At 71.3% G+C, this 15,392-nt stretch carries 16 protein-coding genes and 1 tRNA gene; 12 read left to right on the forward strand and 5 right to left on the reverse strand.

All coding sequences use genetic code 11. From position 1 onward, the window contains the following. Window positions 1-18 precede the first annotated feature (18 nt). The 11 genes from DC432_RS06720 (at window position 19) to DC432_RS06770 (ending at window position 9,433) form a co-directional block, all read left to right on the forward strand. Complete coding sequence (locus tag DC432_RS06720; RefSeq protein WP_243393057.1) at window positions 19-246, forward strand: DUF4244 domain-containing protein; 228 nt, start codon at window positions 19-21, stop codon at window positions 244-246. A 5-nt stretch (window positions 247-251) separates the two neighbouring features. Then, on the forward strand, window positions 252-569 hold the full coding sequence (locus DC432_RS06725) for a TadE family type IV pilus minor pilin (RefSeq protein ID WP_243393058.1): 318 nt from the start codon (window positions 252-254) through the stop codon (window positions 567-569). Further along, window positions 569-898, forward strand: coding sequence for an Rv3654c family TadE-like protein (locus tag DC432_RS06730; RefSeq protein ID WP_116537212.1), 330 nt, complete (start codon window positions 569-571; stop codon window positions 896-898). The genes DC432_RS06725 and DC432_RS06730 overlap by 1 nt, the downstream gene beginning before the upstream one ends. Before the next feature lie 60 nt (window positions 899-958). Beyond that, entirely contained in the window at window positions 959-3,871 is a 2,913-nt protein-coding gene (gene topA / locus DC432_RS06735; protein WP_116537213.1) for a type I DNA topoisomerase, read from the forward strand. Next, a complete protein-coding gene (gene tmk / locus DC432_RS06740; protein ID WP_116537214.1) occupies window positions 3,868-4,542 on the forward strand; it encodes a dTMP kinase in 675 nt (224 codons plus the stop codon). Before topA ends, tmk begins: the two co-directional genes overlap by 4 nt. 88 nt (window positions 4,543-4,630) lie before the next feature. After that, window positions 4,631-5,809, forward strand: a complete 1,179-nt coding sequence (locus DC432_RS06745; protein ID WP_165801210.1) for a DNA polymerase III subunit delta' — start codon at window positions 4,631-4,633, stop codon at window positions 5,807-5,809. Next, entirely contained in the window at window positions 5,806-7,347 is a 1,542-nt protein-coding gene (locus tag DC432_RS06750; RefSeq protein WP_243393059.1) for an alpha/beta hydrolase, read from the forward strand. Before DC432_RS06745 ends, DC432_RS06750 begins: the two co-directional genes overlap by 4 nt. A 46-nt stretch (window positions 7,348-7,393) precedes the next feature. Continuing rightward, entirely contained in the window at window positions 7,394-8,065 is a 672-nt protein-coding gene (deoC, locus tag DC432_RS06755; RefSeq protein ID WP_116537215.1) for a deoxyribose-phosphate aldolase, read from the forward strand. Window positions 8,066-8,130: 65 nt separating this feature from the next. Further along, window positions 8,131-8,203, forward strand: a tRNA-Thr gene (locus tag DC432_RS06760). Between the two features lie 226 nt (window positions 8,204-8,429). After that, window positions 8,430-8,825 (forward strand): hypothetical protein, encoded by a 396-nt coding sequence (locus tag DC432_RS06765; protein WP_116537216.1) that lies wholly within the window; start codon window positions 8,430-8,432, stop codon window positions 8,823-8,825. Window positions 8,826-8,854: 29 nt separating this feature from the next. Continuing rightward, window positions 8,855-9,433 (forward strand): isochorismatase family protein, encoded by a 579-nt coding sequence (locus tag DC432_RS06770; RefSeq protein WP_116537217.1) that lies wholly within the window; start codon window positions 8,855-8,857, stop codon window positions 9,431-9,433. A gap of 113 nt (window positions 9,434-9,546) precedes the next feature. Here the strand turns inward: DC432_RS06770 and DC432_RS06775 are convergent, their stop codons facing one another. The 3 genes from DC432_RS06775 to DC432_RS06785 all read right to left on the reverse strand — a co-directional run bounded on the left by DC432_RS06775 (window position 9,547) and on the right by DC432_RS06785 (window position 13,415). Beyond that, complete coding sequence (locus DC432_RS06775) at window positions 9,547-10,650, reverse strand: ATP-binding protein (protein ID WP_116537218.1); 1,104 nt, start codon at window positions 10,648-10,650, stop codon at window positions 9,547-9,549. 159 nt (window positions 10,651-10,809) lie between these two features. After that, window positions 10,810-12,399, reverse strand: a complete 1,590-nt coding sequence (locus tag DC432_RS06780) for a molybdopterin-dependent oxidoreductase (RefSeq protein ID WP_116537219.1) — start codon at window positions 12,397-12,399, stop codon at window positions 10,810-10,812. 41 nt (window positions 12,400-12,440) lie between these two features. After that, entirely contained in the window at window positions 12,441-13,415 is a 975-nt protein-coding gene (locus DC432_RS06785; RefSeq protein ID WP_116537220.1) for a DMT family transporter, read from the reverse strand. A gap of 80 nt (window positions 13,416-13,495) precedes the next feature. Between DC432_RS06785 and DC432_RS06790 the strand changes: the two genes are divergently transcribed. Continuing rightward, window positions 13,496-13,975: an Lrp/AsnC family transcriptional regulator gene (locus DC432_RS06790; RefSeq protein WP_116537221.1), complete on the forward strand. Its 480-nt coding sequence runs from the start codon at window positions 13,496-13,498 to the stop codon at window positions 13,973-13,975. A 45-nt stretch (window positions 13,976-14,020) separates the two neighbouring features. Here the strand turns inward: DC432_RS06790 and DC432_RS06795 are convergent, their stop codons facing one another. Both DC432_RS06795 and DC432_RS06800 read right to left on the reverse strand, forming a co-directional pair. Further along, the gene (locus tag DC432_RS06795) at window positions 14,021-14,206 is read right to left on the reverse strand and encodes a hypothetical protein (RefSeq protein WP_108320189.1); all 186 of its coding nucleotides are present in this window, start codon (window positions 14,204-14,206) and stop codon (window positions 14,021-14,023) included. Between the two features lie 101 nt (window positions 14,207-14,307). Beyond that, window positions 14,308-15,348, reverse strand: coding sequence for an aldo/keto reductase (locus DC432_RS06800; protein WP_108320191.1), 1,041 nt, complete (start codon window positions 15,346-15,348; stop codon window positions 14,308-14,310). Window positions 15,349-15,392: the final 44 nt, after the last annotated feature.

The raw sequence follows: 15,392 nt of genomic DNA on the forward strand, positions 1-15,392 counted from the left end.
TTCCACCGAGGAGTCCCCATGAACCCGTTCCGCCGTCCCGCCACCGCCCCGTCCGCCCTGCCGACGCTCGACTCCCCCCGGGCTCACGCGCTTTTCCTCGACGAACGCGGCGCCGCCACCGCCGAATACGCGATCGCCACGATGGCGGCGGTCGCGTTCGCGGGGCTGCTCGTGATGATCATGCGCAGCGATGAGGTGCGCGGCATCCTCACCGACCTCGTCCGCCGCGCCCTGACCGTGCAATGAACCGCGTGTTCGACGAACGGGGCGCCGTGACCGCCGAGTTCGCCGTCGCCCTGCCGGCCGTGATCGTCGTGCTCGCGCTCGGTATCGGGGCGGTCGGCGCCGCGGCGACGAACGTCCGGCTGCAGCACGCCGCGAACGAGTCCGCGCGACTGCTCGGACGCGATGATCCCGACGCGCTCGCCGCCGTCGCCGAGGCGGGTGGCACGGCCGCCGTCGACCGCCGTGACGGACTGGTCTGCGTCACCGCGACCGCGTCCGCACGGGGCGCGCTGCCGCTGCCTCCGTTGTCGGCCCGCGCGTGCGCCCTCGACGGGGGACGCTGATGCCCGGAGCCGTGGCCACGACCGGGATCGTCGCCGTCGTGGTGGTCGCGAGCGCCTCTCTGGCCCTGGTCGGCGGCGCCGCGGTCGCGGCGCAGCGACTGGCCGGAACCGCCGACGCGGCGGCGCTCGCGGCGGCCGACGCGGCGAGCGGCGCCGTCGCGGGCAGCCCCTGCGCCGAGGCCCGGCTCGTCGCCGAGGCGGGCGGGGCGCGCCTCGCCTCGTGCGAACTCGACGGCCTCGTCGCCACCATCGGCGTCGCCGGGGCGTACGGTGGGATTTCATTCGATGCGCATTCGCGGGCCGGACCCCCCGATGCTTCGAGCCCGTGAGACCTCCCGGAACCCGGACAGGGAGGCGTGTGTATGGTGTGCATCGACGAAAGGACCCCAGTGGCAAACGGCAAGAAACTCGTCATCGTCGAGTCCCCGACGAAGATGAAGTCGATCCAGGGATACCTCGGCGACGACTACGAGGTGCTCAGTTCGGTCGGTCACATCCGCGACCTCGCATCGAAGAAAGAGATCCCCGCCGACAAGAAGGCGGCGTACGGCAAGTACTCCATCGATGTCGAGAACGACTTCGACCCCTTCTACGTCGTCAACGACCGCAAGACCAAGACGGTGGCCGAGCTCAAGCGGGCTCTCAAGGGCGCCGACGAAGTCCTGCTCGCCACTGATGGTGACCGCGAGGGCGAGGCCATCGCGTGGCACCTGCTCGAGGTCCTCAAGCCCAAGGTCCCCGTGCGTCGCATGATCTTCCACGAGATCACCAAGGACGCCATCAAAGAGGCCGCCGAGCACACCCGCGAGCTCGACGTCTCGCTCGTCGACGCCCAAGAGACGCGTCGCGTCCTCGACCGCCTCTACGGCTGGGACGTCTCGCCCGTGCTGTGGCGCAAGGTCGGTTCCGGTCGCGAGGGCACGGCGCTCAGCGCCGGCCGCGTGCAGTCGGCCGCGACCCGCATGGTGGTCGAGCGCGAGCGCGAGCGCATGGCGTTCGTCTCCGCCTCCTACTGGGACGTCGAGGCGCTCGCCTCGCAGGCGGGTTCGTCGTTCACCACGCGCCTGAACCGCCTCGACGGCGCCCCGATCGCCCGCGGCGGCGACTACGACGACAACGGTCAGCTCAAGAAGGCCGTCGTCGTCCTCGACGAGACCGCCGCCCGCTCGCTGGCCGACGCCATCACGGCCGCCGCTCGCGCGACCGTCGCCAAGGTCGAGGCCAAGCCCGGAACCCGCAGCCCGCGCGCCCCCTTCACCACCTCGACCATGCAGCAGGAAGCGGGTCGCAAGCTCTCGATGAGCGCCAAGCACGCCATGGGCGTCGCGCAGCGGCTCTACGAGAAGGGCTTCATCACCTACATGCGTACCGACTCGGTCGCGCTGTCGGGCCAGGCCATCTCGGCCGCCCGGGCTCAGGCCGTCGCTCTGTACGGCGACAAGGCCGTGCCGGCCAACCCGCGCGTCTACAAGAGCAAGTCCAAGAACGCGCAAGAGGCGCACGAGGCCATCCGTCCCTCGGGCGAGACCTTCCGTACGCCGTCGTCGCTCGCCTCCTCGCTCGACCGCGACGAGCAGAAGCTGTACGACCTGATCTGGAAGCGCACGGTCGCCAGCCAGATGGCGGATGCCAAGTACGAGACCACGACGGTGACGCTCACCGTCGACGCGGCCGACAAAGTCGCCGAGTTCACGGCATCCGGAACCGTCTACACCTTCAAGGGCTTCCTCGAGGCGTACGAAGAAGGCGCCGACGAGAAGCGCAACGACCGCGACACCGACGCCGACCAGTCGCTCCCGGCCGTGTCGGTGGGCGACGAACTCGCGATCAGCGACGTCGAGCCCAAGGGGCACAGCACCTCGCCCAAGCCCCGCTACACCGAGGCGAGCCTGGTCAAGGCCCTCGAAGAGAAGGGCATCGGTCGTCCCTCGACCTTCGCCAGCATCATCGGCGTGATCCTCGATCGCGGCTACGTCACCAAGCGCGGCCAGGCTCTCGTTCCCAGCTGGCTCGCGTTCAGCGTGGTGCGCCTGCTCGAAGAGCACTTCGCCGACCTCGTCGACTACGACTTCACGGCGGCCCTCGAAGACGACCTCGACGCGATCGCCCGCGGCGAGCAGCGTCGCACCGAATGGCTGAAGGAGTTCTACTTCGGCTCCGACAAGCAGATCGGTCTGCGTCACATCGTCGACAACCTCGGCGAGATCGACGCGCGAGAGCTCAACTCGACGCGCATCACCGACACCGCCACGCTGCGCTTCGGCAAGTACGGCCCGTACCTCGAGGTCACCGATCCCGCGGCCGAGGCCGACGCCAAGCCGCGCATCGTGAACATCCCCGAAGACCTCGCTCCCGACGAGCTCACGCCCGAGAAGGCGCAGGAGCTCATCGATGCTCCCGTGGCGGGCGACCGCGTGCTCGGTGAGAACCCCGAGAACGGCAAGCTCGTCGTCGTGAAGGACGGGCGTTTCGGTCCGTACGTGCAAGAGGTGGATCCCGAAGAGCCCGACGAGGTCGATCAGGCCACCGGCGAGGTCGTCGAGCAGCCCAAGAAGCGCACCACCAAGAAAGAGGCCGCACCCAAGCCCCGGACGGCGTCGCTGTTCCGCTCGATGTCGGTCGACACGATCGACCTCGGTACCGCCCTGCAGCTGCTCTCGCTGCCGCGCGTCGTCGGAGCCGATCCCGAGACGGGTGCCGAGATCACCGCGCAGAACGGCCGCTTCGGCCCGTACCTCAAGAAGGGCACGGACTCCCGCTCCCTCGACAACGAGCAGCAGATCTTCGACATCACGCTCGATGAGGCGATCGCGAGGTACGCCGAGCCCAAGTACGGCGCTCGCCGTGCTTCCAGCGCGTTGAAGGAGTTCGAGGCGGATCCCGTCAGCGGAAAGCCGATCCGGCTCAAGGACGGCCGATTCGGCCCGTACGTCACCGACGGCGAGACGAACGCGACCGTCCCGCGCGGCGAGAACGCGCTCGAGATCACCTTCGAGCGGGCCGTCGAACTGATCGCCGACAAGCGGGCCAAGGGCCCGGCCCCCAAGAAGGCGACGACCGCCCGAAAGACGACGACAGCCAAGACCACCGCGGCGAAGACGACGGCGGCCAAGACGACCGCGGCCAAGACCACCGCGGTCAAGTCGACGGCCGCGAAGGCGACGGCGACCAAGGCGACCACGACACGGAGCACGGCCGCGAAGACGACCGCCGCGAAGCCGACCGCCGCGAAGACGACCGCCGCCAAGACCACGGCGGCCAAAGCCCCGACCACGCGCAAGGCGCCGGCGTCGTCGTCGTGACCGAGGACGGCACCCGGCCGCTGCATGCTCCGCGCGCGGCGGCGGCCGGGGGGCCCGGCCTGTTCGTCACCTTCGAGGGCGGCGACGGGGCGGGCAAGACGACGCAGGCCGCGCTGCTGGAGCAGTGGATCGGCGCCCGCGGCGGCTCCGTGGTCCGCACGCGCGAACCCGGCGGTACCGACGTGGGCGTGCGCATCCGCGACATCGTCCTGCACCACCGCGGTCACATCGATCCGCGCGCCGAGGCGCTGCTGTATGCGGCCGACCGCGCCCACCACGTCGAGACCGTCGTTCGTCCCGCGATCGCGCGGGGCGACATCGTCATCCAGGACCGCTACCTCGACTCCTCGGTCGCGTATCAGGGCGCGGGCCGTGTGCTCGACGCGCACGACGTGCGTGCGCTGTCGCTGTGGGCCACCGACGGGCTGCTGCCCGACCTGACCGTGCTGCTCGACCTCGATCCCGCCGCCGCTCGACAGCGATTGGATGCCGACGACAAGCCCTTCGACCGCCTCGAGGCCGAGAAGGGCGAGTTCCACGCGCGCGTGCGCTCCGCGTTCCTCGATCTCGCCGCGGCCGAGCCCGATCGCTTCCTCGTCCTCGACGCGACGCAGCCGCCCGAGTCGCTCGCGCAGCGCGTGCAGGCGGCGGTCGTGGCCCGCTTGAGCTGACGTCGCCACCGCCGCTGACGCCGCACCCTCGGGGCATCCACAGCCGACGCCCGCGGTCGTGTCGGACCCCGCGATTAGGCTGGATGCCATGTCCGTCGCGCACGCCCCGATCAGCACGTCCGTCGGTGCGGCGCCCTTCCCGTGGGACGCGGTGTGGGGGCAGGACGACGCGGTCGCCACCCTGCGCGCGGCGGCGTCCGACCCGGCGGCCCTCGCCCATGCGTGGCTCATCACCGGCCCGCCCGGCTCGGGTCGCTCGACCCTCGCGTACGCCTTCGCGGCGGCCCTCATCGCCGACCCGGGCGACGAGCGGGCCCAGCAGCAGGTCCTCGCGCGCACCCATCCCGATCTCACGGCCCTGCGCACCGAGCAGGTGGTCATCCGCATCGACGAGGCGCGTCGTCTGGTCGAACGCGCATCGTTCGCCCCCTCGCTCGGTCGTCACCGTGTGATCGTCGTCGAAGACGCCGATCGCATGGCCGAGCGCACCTCGAACGTCCTGCTCAAGGCGCTCGAAGAACCCCCCGAGAAGACGGTGTGGGTGCTCTGCGCCCCCAGCGACGCCGACCTGCTCCCCACGATCCGCTCGCGCGTGCGCGTGCTCCGGTTGCGCGAGCCCTCGGTCGCCGACGTGGCCGCGCTGATCGTCGAGCGCACCGGCGTCACCCCCGACGTAGCCGAGGAATCCGCCCGTCACGCGCAGCGGCACATCGGCATGGCTCAGCGGCTCGCCACCGACGACGACGCGCGAGCCCGCCGGGCCGAGACGCTCGCGGCGGTCCTCGCGGTGCGCGGCATCGGCGACGCCGTCGACGTCGCCGGACGCATCGTGCGTCTCGCCACCGACGACGCGAAGGCGCTCACCGCCACCCGCGACGACGAAGAGAGACGTGCGCTGCTGCGCATGCTCGGTGTCGCCGAGGGCGCGGCCGTCCCGCCCTCCGTCCGCGGGCAGGTCAACGCCCTCGAGGACGATCAGAAGCGCCGTGCCACGCGGAGCCTGCGCGACGGCATCGATCGCGTGCTCACCGATCTGCAGTCGCTGTTCCGCGACGTCGTCATGCTCCAGTACGGACGCGAGGCCGACCTCGTCAACAGCGAGCGGCTCGACGCGCTGCGCGCCCTCGCGGGGGAGTGGACCCCCGCCCGAACCCTCGGGGTGCTGGACCGCATCTCGGTCACCCGGAAGAACCTCGAGCAGAACGCCGCACCGCTGCTGGCGCTGGAGAGCCTCATGATCACCGTCGCCAACGGATCCGCCCCGTGACCGCCCGTCGCCGCCTCGCCGCCGCCGTCGCGGCTCTCGCGGGCCTGGCCGTGACGCTGTCCGGGTGCCTGTACGCGCAGATCCCCCCGATGGCCCCCGACACGACGCGATCGCCCGCACCTCAGACCGAGGGCATCGACCCGAGCCTGCTGCCCTACTACGGCCAGACGCTCACCTGGAGCGATTGCGGCGCGGCGGGTTTCGACTGCACCACCGTCACGGCACCGCGCGACTACGCCGATCCCTCGGCGGGCGAGCTGCAGCTGGCCGTCATCCGCCACCGGGCGACCTCGGGGGAACCGCTCGGGTCGTTGCTGACCAACCCCGGCGGACCCGGTGTCAGCGGGGTCGACACCGTGCGCGACTCCCTCTCGCTCGTCGCCGACGAGAACCTCACGCGTTCCTACGACGTGATCGGGTTCGACCCGCGCGGAGTCGGGCAGTCCGCACCCGTCACCTGCTACGACGCGGCGGGCATGGACGCCTTCCTCTACGACATCCCCCCGGGCACCCGGGGGAGCGATGAGCGCAACGCCGCCCTCGAGCAGCGCCAGGCCGACTTCGCCGCGGCCTGCGCGGCGGGGAGCGACGGCATCCTCCCCTACATCTCCACCGAGAATGCGGCGCGCGACATGGATCTGCTCCGTGCGGTGCTGGGGGATCCGAAACTGAACTACCTCGGCTTCTCCTACGGATCGTTCCTGGGCACGACCTATGCCGGGTTGTTCCCGGAGCGCGTCGGACGAATGGTGCTCGACGGCGGCATCGACCCGAGTCTTCCGGGCACCGAGAGCGGGATCGCCCAGGCGGTCGGGTTCGAGAACGCTCTGCGCGCCTTCATGGGCGCTTGCCTGTCGACGTCCGAGTGCCCGTTCAGCGGCTCCGTCGACGATGCGATGGCCGACCTGTCGTCGCTGCTCGCGCGCGTCGACGCCCGACCGCTCACAGGCCCCGACGGAAGACGCCTGGGCGCGGACTCCCTCGTCACGGCGATCGTGGCGGCGCTCTACAGCGATCAGAGCTGGCCGTATCTGCGCGTGGCACTCGCCGACGTGCTCAACGGCGACGCCTCGGTCGCCTTCCAGCTCGCGGACTTCTACAACGGTCGCGTCGACGGGCAGTACCAGGACAACACCCTGCAGGCCCTGCGTGCCTACAACTGCGTCGACTACCCCGACGAGGGCGACCAGGACGATCCGGCCGTCGAGCAGGAGCTGTCGCAGAAGGCGCCCGTCGTCGCCCCCTACTGGCTCGGTCCCGACGCCTGTGCGGCGTGGCCGGCTCCGCCCACCGGCACGCGGGCGCCGATCACGGCCCCCGGTTCTCCGCCGATCGTCGTGCTCGGTACGACGGGCGATCCGGCCACGCCGTACACCGAGGCGCAGGCGCTCGCCGGTCAGCTGTCGCAGGGCGTGCTCGTCACGTACGTCGGCGAGGGGCACCTCGCCTACAACAAGGGCAACGACTGCGTGAACGCCGCCGTGGACGACTATCTCGTCGACGGCACGGTGCCCGCCGAGGGCCTGCGCTGCGAGTGACGTCGCTCGCGCCTAGGCTTGTTCCGTCAGACCCGAGGAGATCCCTATGACCGCGCCCATCGCCGACCTGGCGACCTACATCGACCACACGCTGCTCAAGCCCGAGGCCACCCGTGCCGACGTCGAGCGCCTCATCGCCGAGGGTGCCGAGCTCGGTACCTACAGCGTGTGCATCTCGCCGTCGTTCCTGCCGGTCGAGGTACCCGCGGGCCTCAAGCTCGCCGTCGTGTGCGGCTTCCCCAGCGGCAAGCACCACGCCGACGTCAAGGCCGCCGAAGCGGCGCTGTCGGTGGCGCAGGGGGCCGACGAGATCGACATGGTCATCGACATCGGTGCGGCCATCGCGGGGGATTACGCCCTCGTCGAGGCCGAGATCCGCGCCGTGCGCGCGGCGGCTCCGGCCCCGACCGTGCTCAAGGTCATCATCGAGTCGGCGGCCCTCAGCGACGAGGCGATCGTCGCCGTGTGTCAGGCGGCCGTGACCGCCGGCGCCGACTTCGTCAAGACCTCCACGGGCTTCCACCCGGCCGGTGGAGCATCGGTGCACGCCGTCGAGCTGATGAAGCAGACCGTCGGCGACCGCGCCGAGGTCAAGGCCTCGGGCGGGGTGCGCACGCGCGAAGCGGCCGAGCAGATGATCGCCGCCGGCGCCACGCGCCTCGGTCTCTCGTCGAGTCGCGACATCCTCGCCGACCGCACCGCGAGCGGCGATTACTGATCGCGTTCCGCGAAGTGCTCTGGAGCATGTAAGATCGATGATCGTGCACGCGACAGCGCGCACATGCCGCCTTAGCTCAGACGGCAGAGCGATTCACTCGTAATGAATAGGTCAAGGGTTCGATTCCCTTAGGCGGCTCCGAAGGCCCTCACCCGCTTCCACCGGGTGGGGGCCTTTTTGGTTTCCCCGCCCGCCCCGGGGCGAACCCGCCCGACGCATCGCACCCGCGATCCTGGATGGCGCCCTCCCACCCCACCCCCGTCGCCGTTCCCGGGCCCTCCCATCGACCCCGGTAAGCTGGTGCCGCCCCGGCCCGCCCTCGCGCGACGGCCCGTCATCCGCCCGCTACCCGCTGGAGCTCCCCGTGTCGAACGCTCTCGATGCCCTCATCGAGATCTTCACGTGGGTGGGACTCGGCGGAGGCTCCCTGCTCGCGCTCGTGGCCGTCGTCCTGCTGTTGGCCGACGGCACGTGGATGCCGGCGCGCGCGGTGGTCGAGGACGTCGAGGGTGGCCGCGTGGTGCGCTGGTTCGACGACGACGGGGGAGTGAACGAGGCGCCCTTGTCCGCGCACGACGATCAGAAGATCGGCCGTGCCGACATGGCCGACATCTTCTACCGTCGCGGTACGGCGCACCGGATGCGCTTGACGCGCTCCTCGCCCGGTGTGCGCTTCGTGTCGCTTCTCGCCACGGGCGTGCTGGGGCTCGGCGCCGTGGCCTTCGTGATCTCGATCGTGCTGTTGTTCGCCCGAGGATGAGACCGACCGTTCGCGTCTAGGCTCGACGCATGACCCGCGCGCTGTTCATCGTCGACGTCCAGAACGATTTCACCGAACGGGGCGCCCTGGGCGTCGAGGGCTGCGACGCCGTCGCCGAGCGGATCTCGCGGTACCTCGACGATCACGCCGACGAGTACGCGGTCATCGTCGCCTCGCGCGATTGGCATCACGGCGACGACGACAACGGCGGCCATTTCTCGGCCACTCCCGACTTCGTCGATTCGTGGCCCGTGCACTGCGTCGGCGGCACGTACGGAGCCGCGTACGACGACGTCTTCGACACCTCCCGCGTCACCCACCACCTCAAGAAGGGGCAGGGGCGACCGGCCTACTCGCTCTTCGAGGGGGTGTCCGACGAGGGCGAGACGGCCGCATCGATCCTCGATGAGCACGGCATCCTCGACATCGACATCGTCGGGATCGCGACGGATTACTGCGTGCGGGCCTCCACCCTCGACGCGGTGGCGGCTCAGCGGCGCGTCCGCGTCCTCACGGACCTCATCGCGGGCGTGCACCCCGACTCGAGCGCGGCCGCTCTACGCGAGATCGAGCAGGCGGGCGCGACCCTCACCACGTCCGGGGCCTGACCGCGCGCCTCAGCCGTGCACGCGGCCGAGCGGACGCCGACGCGCCCGAGCGACCTCAGCCCGCGGTGCGGTCGCCGGCGCGGCTGAGCGGTCGCCGAGGCGCCCGAGGCTCCTCAGCCCGCGGCCTCGTCGTCGGCGCGGGGGATCGAGAGCACGACGGTCGTCCCCTCGCCCAGCGTGCTCCGGATGCGCAGCGTGCCACCGTGCGCGGACACGATCTGCTGGACGCTGGCGAGCCCTATCCCGCGTCCCCCGTCGCCGTCGTCGGCGAGGCGTCCGCGGTGGCCCTCCTGGGTGATCGAGGCGAGGTCGTCGGGATGGATGCCCCGGCCGTGGTCGCGCACGCGGACGGCGGCACCCTCGTCGGTCTCGAAGGCGTCGACCTCGATGACGTCGTCCGAGTACTTCGCCGCGTTCTCGAGCACGTTGGCGATCGCGCGACGCAGGCCCAGGACGTCTCCAAGGATGGCGACGGCATCCATCTGTCCGAATCGCACCCGACCGAGGTCGCCCGGCAGCACGACCGCGACGGCTCCCCGCGCGATGAGATCGAGGGTGGCGCGTCGCCGCCCGCGCTCGGCGGTGCTGTCCACGTCGCTCATCAGCGCCTGCGCCATGGCGATGATGTGGTCGCTCGCCTCCCCGGCGAGTCGCAGAAGGCGGTGATCCGGGGGCAGTTCCTCGCCGATCAGGTCGAGGTAGCCGCGCAGGGCGGTGACGGGTGACAGCAGGTCGTGCGCGAAGGTGCGCCGCAGAGCGGCCCGCTCGTCGGCGGCCTGCTTCTCGCTCGTGAGGTCGCGCACGATCTTCACGAACCCCTGCACCTGGCCTTCGCCGTTGCGGATCGCCGAGATGGTCACGCGCGCCCAGAACTCCGTTCCGTCGCGGCGGACGCGCCAGCCGGTGTCCTCGACGTGCCCGTCGCGCTGGGCGGCGGCGAGCAGCTGATCGGGCAGTCCGCGTCGCTGGGCCTCGGCGCGGTAGAACCGCGAGAAGTGCGAGCCGATGATCTCGTCCTCGGTGTACCCCTTGATCCGTTCGGCGCCGTGGTTCCACCCGCGCACGAAACCGCCGCCGTCGAGTTTGACGATCGCGAACAGGTCCACCTGATCGTCCCAGTCGCGGGGGATGGAGCGGCGGATGCTGGCCAGCGGGTGCGGGGCCTCAGCGGCACGCGCGGCCGTGGGGGCCGTCGGTTCATCGGGCACCGTGGTCATTCGGGACCACCGTTCGGGCGGGTGGTGCGTGCGACAGGCATACAGCGATCATGCCCTCGGATGCCGCGCGGGTCGAGCGATTGACAGCGACGACCACCGCAAACGCGACGACGCGCGCCCTCCCTGAGAAGGACGCGCGTCGTCGGCGGCGGTCGGTCGTCAGCTCGAGACGGTGACCAGGGTGCGCTGCCAGCCGCTCGAGCCGTCGGGCGCGATCGGCGCCTGCTGCTCGATCTGCAGGTTGCCCTGCTTGTCGGTGGCGCGCACGGCGATGTAGTGGCTGCCGGCCTCGGCGTTCCAGTCGAAGCGCCATTGCACCCACGACTGGTCGTTGATGGGGTTCGACAGCTGGGTCTCCTGCCAGTCGCCGTCGTCGATGCGCACTTCGACCTTCTGCACGCCGACGGGCTGAGCCCAGGCCATGCCCGCGATGGTCACGGTGCCCGCGGCGACGGGGGTGCCGATCTTGGGAGTGTCCACGCGCGACGACAGCTTGATGGGCGCCTGCGCCGCGTAGCCGCGGGGCGTCCAGTAGGCCTCGTCCTTGTCGAAGCGGGTGACGGTGAGCTTGGTGACCCACTTGGTCGCCGAGACGTAGCCGTACAGGCCGGGGACCACCATGCGCACGGGGAAGCCGTGCTCGAAGGGGAGCGGCTCGCCGTTCATAGCCACCGCGAAGATCGCGTCGAGGTTGTCGTCGACCAGCGCCGAGAGGGGGGTGGATGCCGTGTACCCGTCGACGCTCTCGGAGAGCACCATGTCGGCGTCGGCCTGCGGTCCCGCCATGCGCAGGATGTCGCGGATGGGGACACCGGTCCAGATGGCGTTTCCGACCAGATCGCCGCCGACCTCGTTCGACACGCACGTGAGGGTCACGCCGTACTCGTCGAGGCCGCGGTTGACGAGGTCGTCGAAGCTCAGCTCGATGGGGGTGTCGACCATGCCGTCGATCTGCAGACGCCAGGTCGTGGGGTCGACGTTCGGCACCGTGAGGGCGGTGTCGACGCGGTAGAAGTCGCTGTTGGGGGTGATGATCGGGCTCAGGCCCTCGATCTCCCAGTTCGCGCCGTCGGGGACGGTGACGGTGCGGCGGGGCGACGGCAAGCGCAGGGCGTCGCGGGCCGCGGCGACCGACGAGGTGGTGGCGTTGAGCACGCGGGCGCCGACACCGACGACGACGGCGCCGAGTGCGGTCAGACCGGTGAAAAGCAGGAACTGGCGGCGGTCCGTGCCGGCGGTCTCGCCGTCGCGGTTCCGGGCGGGTCCGATCCAGCGCTTCAGGCGCCCGATCGCCAGCACCAGCACGGCGACGCCGGCGATGGTGCCGACCACCGGCGGCAGCCACGACAGGGCGCCCGCTCCCGCGCGCGTGATGATCGCGGCGGTGGCGAGGATGCCGCCGATGCCCAGCAGGACCGCCCCGACGAAACGGAAGCGGTACTCGAGCACACCGGCGACGGCGGCGGCGACGGCGGCACCGAGGCCCACACCGACGAGCAGGGCGATCTTGTCGGACTCGCCGAAGAGCGTGATCGCCAGCTCCTTCAGCGGGCGGGGCACGATGTCGACGATGAACGAGCCGACCGCCAGGACCGGGCTCGCGGATCGCGCGAACAGCGCGGCGAGGAGTTCGGCCACGGCGAGCAGCGCGGCGGCCGCGACGATGCCGGCCAGCGCGGCCCAGGGCCACGCGTGCGGCTTGCGCGTCGTGGTCGTGTCGGTGGCCCGTGCCCGGGTGTCGGTCGTCATGGCATCCCTCGCTCCTGGGGGCACGCGCGCGTGCTCCCGTCTCACCTTATGTTCGGAGCGGGAGGGGGATCGGATGCCGGGATCCCTTTGTTCCGCGCCGCCTGCGTCGCGCCCGCGGGCGCCAGCGCGAACGCGGCCACACCGGTCGCGATGAGTGCCAGCGCGACCGCGAGTCCGGGGGTGAGCGGCTCGGCCAGCAGCGGTACCGCGAGGAGCGCCGTGAGGACGGGGCTGAGCGCTCCGGCGGCGGCGGGGATGCTGCTGCCCAGGTGCTTCACGGCGACCACGTAGCAGGCGGTCGAGAGCAGTCCGGTGCCCACGCCCTGCACGAGCGCGTAGGCGCCCCACGCGCCCGGGTCGATCCCGCCCGTGAAGAGGTGCGAGGGCATCGCGCCGGTGGCGGCGAGGACGAGCGCGGCGATCAGGGAGCTCAGCGCGACGATGGCGATGACGCCGACGGGGTCCAGGCCGGTGCGGGCGAGCCCCAGTGTGTAGGCGGCCCACACGAAGCCCGCGGCGAGCAGCACGGCGATCCCGCCGGGTCCGCCCGGCCCGCCGGTCAGGACGGCACTGGCGGCGACCCCCGCCACGATGAGGCCCAGCGCCGTCAGCCGGCGGCGCGAGGGCGCCCGACGGTGGCGGGCCAGGAGCAGCAGGGTGACGAACAGGGGGACGGTCCCCGGCACGAGCAGCCCGGTCAGCGCGGCCGAGGTGAGGTGCGCACCTCCGGCGAACAGCAGGAAGTGGGGCAGACCCGCCAGCAGGACGAGGGCGAGGACCCCCCGCCGCTCGCCGCGGAGGCGGCGCAGGGTGCGCGGCATCCACGGGATCAGCAGCAGCGCGGGCACGCCGAAGCGGACGATCGCGGCATCCGCCATGGTCATTCCCGTGCTCTCGAGCGCACGGGTGGTCAGGGCGAAGGACGACCACAGGCAGATGACCGCCGCCAGGGCCGCGACGCCGGTGAGCGCGCCGCGAGCGGGCGCGACGGTCCGCGGCAGGGGGAAGACGGTCACGAGCCGAGCGTAGAAATGATCGGCGCGCAGGCGATTGCGAAAATTGCCGTATCGGCGACGACATTGGCAGAATCTGCCCCATGACGCCGCTCGACCGCATCGATCACCTCATCCTGCGCGAGCTGCAGCAGGACGGACGCCTCACCAATCAGGAGCTCGCCGATCGCGTGGGCCTGTCGCCGTCGCCGTGCCTGCGCCGCGTGCGGCAGCTCGAGCAGGCGGGCATCATCGAGGGCTACCGCGCCGTCGTCTCGCCCAAGGCCGTCGACCTGACGATCACGGCCTTCGTCCGCCTGCGACTCGCCTCGCACGAGGGGTCGACGGTGGATGCCGTCGAGCAGCGCCTGCGGGCGATCCCGCACATCGTCGAGGCGCATCTGCTCGCGGGGGACTGGGACTACCTGGTCCGCATCGTCACCCCGAGCTTCGAGGAGTACGAGAAGCTCCTGCGCGAGCACCTCCGCGCGATCCCGTCGCTGTCGTCCATCGACACGACGTTCGCGTTCGCGGTGACCAAGCCGGTCTCACCGCTGCCGCTCGGGACCGATACCGCCGGGTGAGGTCGTCGCCGGGACGGGACGCATCCCGTGCCCGGCGACGATTTCTCAGCGCGCCTGGCGCTGCTTGAGCAGCTTCGCCTGCACCTTGCGGCGGATCTTCTGCACCTTCGGGTCCTTCCAGACCCGGTAGGCGACCGTCCCGGCGGCAGCCGCGCGCCCGATCGCCGTGCGCGCGAGGATCGCTCCCGCGAGTCCGACCGCGCCCGTTCCGATCCATCGTCCGACACCCATGACGCCTCCTTCGATCGCGTGTGCGAGTTTCCATCACACGCGATCGACCGCCCGATGGCTCGACGCTTGCGCTGGCACCGCGGGTGTGCTGCGTACCGGGGTCAGGCGATGCGCTCGCCGACCCCGGCCGCGAACGGCTCGAGCGCCGAGAGGACGTCGTCGCTCAGCGTGGTCGTGCTCGCGGCCACTGCGTCGTCGATCTGGCTCGTGCGCGAGGCCCCGATGATCGCCGTCGTGACCACCGGGTCGCGCAGCACCCACGCGACGGCGAGCTGGGGGATCGACAGGCCGGCCTCGCGTGCCACGCCGTCGATGCCGCGGATGCGCTCGAGGTAGTCGTCGGTCAGGGCCGAGGAGTCCAGGAAGCGGCTGTCCGCGGCGCGCGAGTCGGCCGGTACCGTGCCGTCGAGGTACTTCGCGGTCAGAAGGCCCTGCGCCAGGGGAGAGAAGACGGCGCTTCCGACCGCGAGTTCACGCAGGGTCGGGAACAGGTCCTCCTCGGGCGTGCGGTCGAAGAGCGAGTAGCGCGGCTGGTGCACGAACAGCCGCACCCCCTCGGCGGCGAGCAGCTCGTGCGCGCGCCGGGTGAGGGCGGCGGGGTAGTTCGAGATCCCCGCGTACAGCGCCTTGCCGCTGCGCACGATGTCGGCGAGCGCGTGGACGGTCTCTTCGATCGGCGTCTCGGTGTCGACGCGGTGCGAGTAGAACACGTCCACGTAATCGGTGCGCATGCGGGTCAGGCTCTGCTCGAGCGAGCGCACGAGGTACTTGCGCGAACCGCCGTCGCCGTAGGGGCCGGGCCACATGTCGTAGCCGGCCTTGGTCGAGAGGAACAGCTCGTCGCGGTAGCGACGCAGGTCGCTGTCGAGCACGGTGCCGAAGGTCGTCTCGGCGGCGCCGTAGGGCGGGCCGTAGTTGTTGGCGAGGTCGATGTGCACAATCCCGCGGTCTACGGCGTGGCGCAGGATCTCGCGCTGCACGTCGAGCGGGCGCGCGGAACCGAAGTTCTGCCACAGCCCCAGAGAGATGCGGGGGAGGGGGATGCCGCTGGCCCCGGCGCGCAGGAAGGGCACGTCGTCGTAGCGGGTCGCCGCGGCCTCGTAGGGGGCGATCAGGCGGGGGTCATCGGCGGCGATGGGCATGGTGCTCCTCGGAACGGGGAAGGAAGCGCTCTGACCCTGCCACG

This window comes from Microbacterium testaceum (assembly GCF_003075375.1).
GTDB classification, from domain to species: Bacteria; Actinomycetota; Actinomycetes; order Actinomycetales; family Microbacteriaceae; genus Microbacterium; species Microbacterium testaceum_E.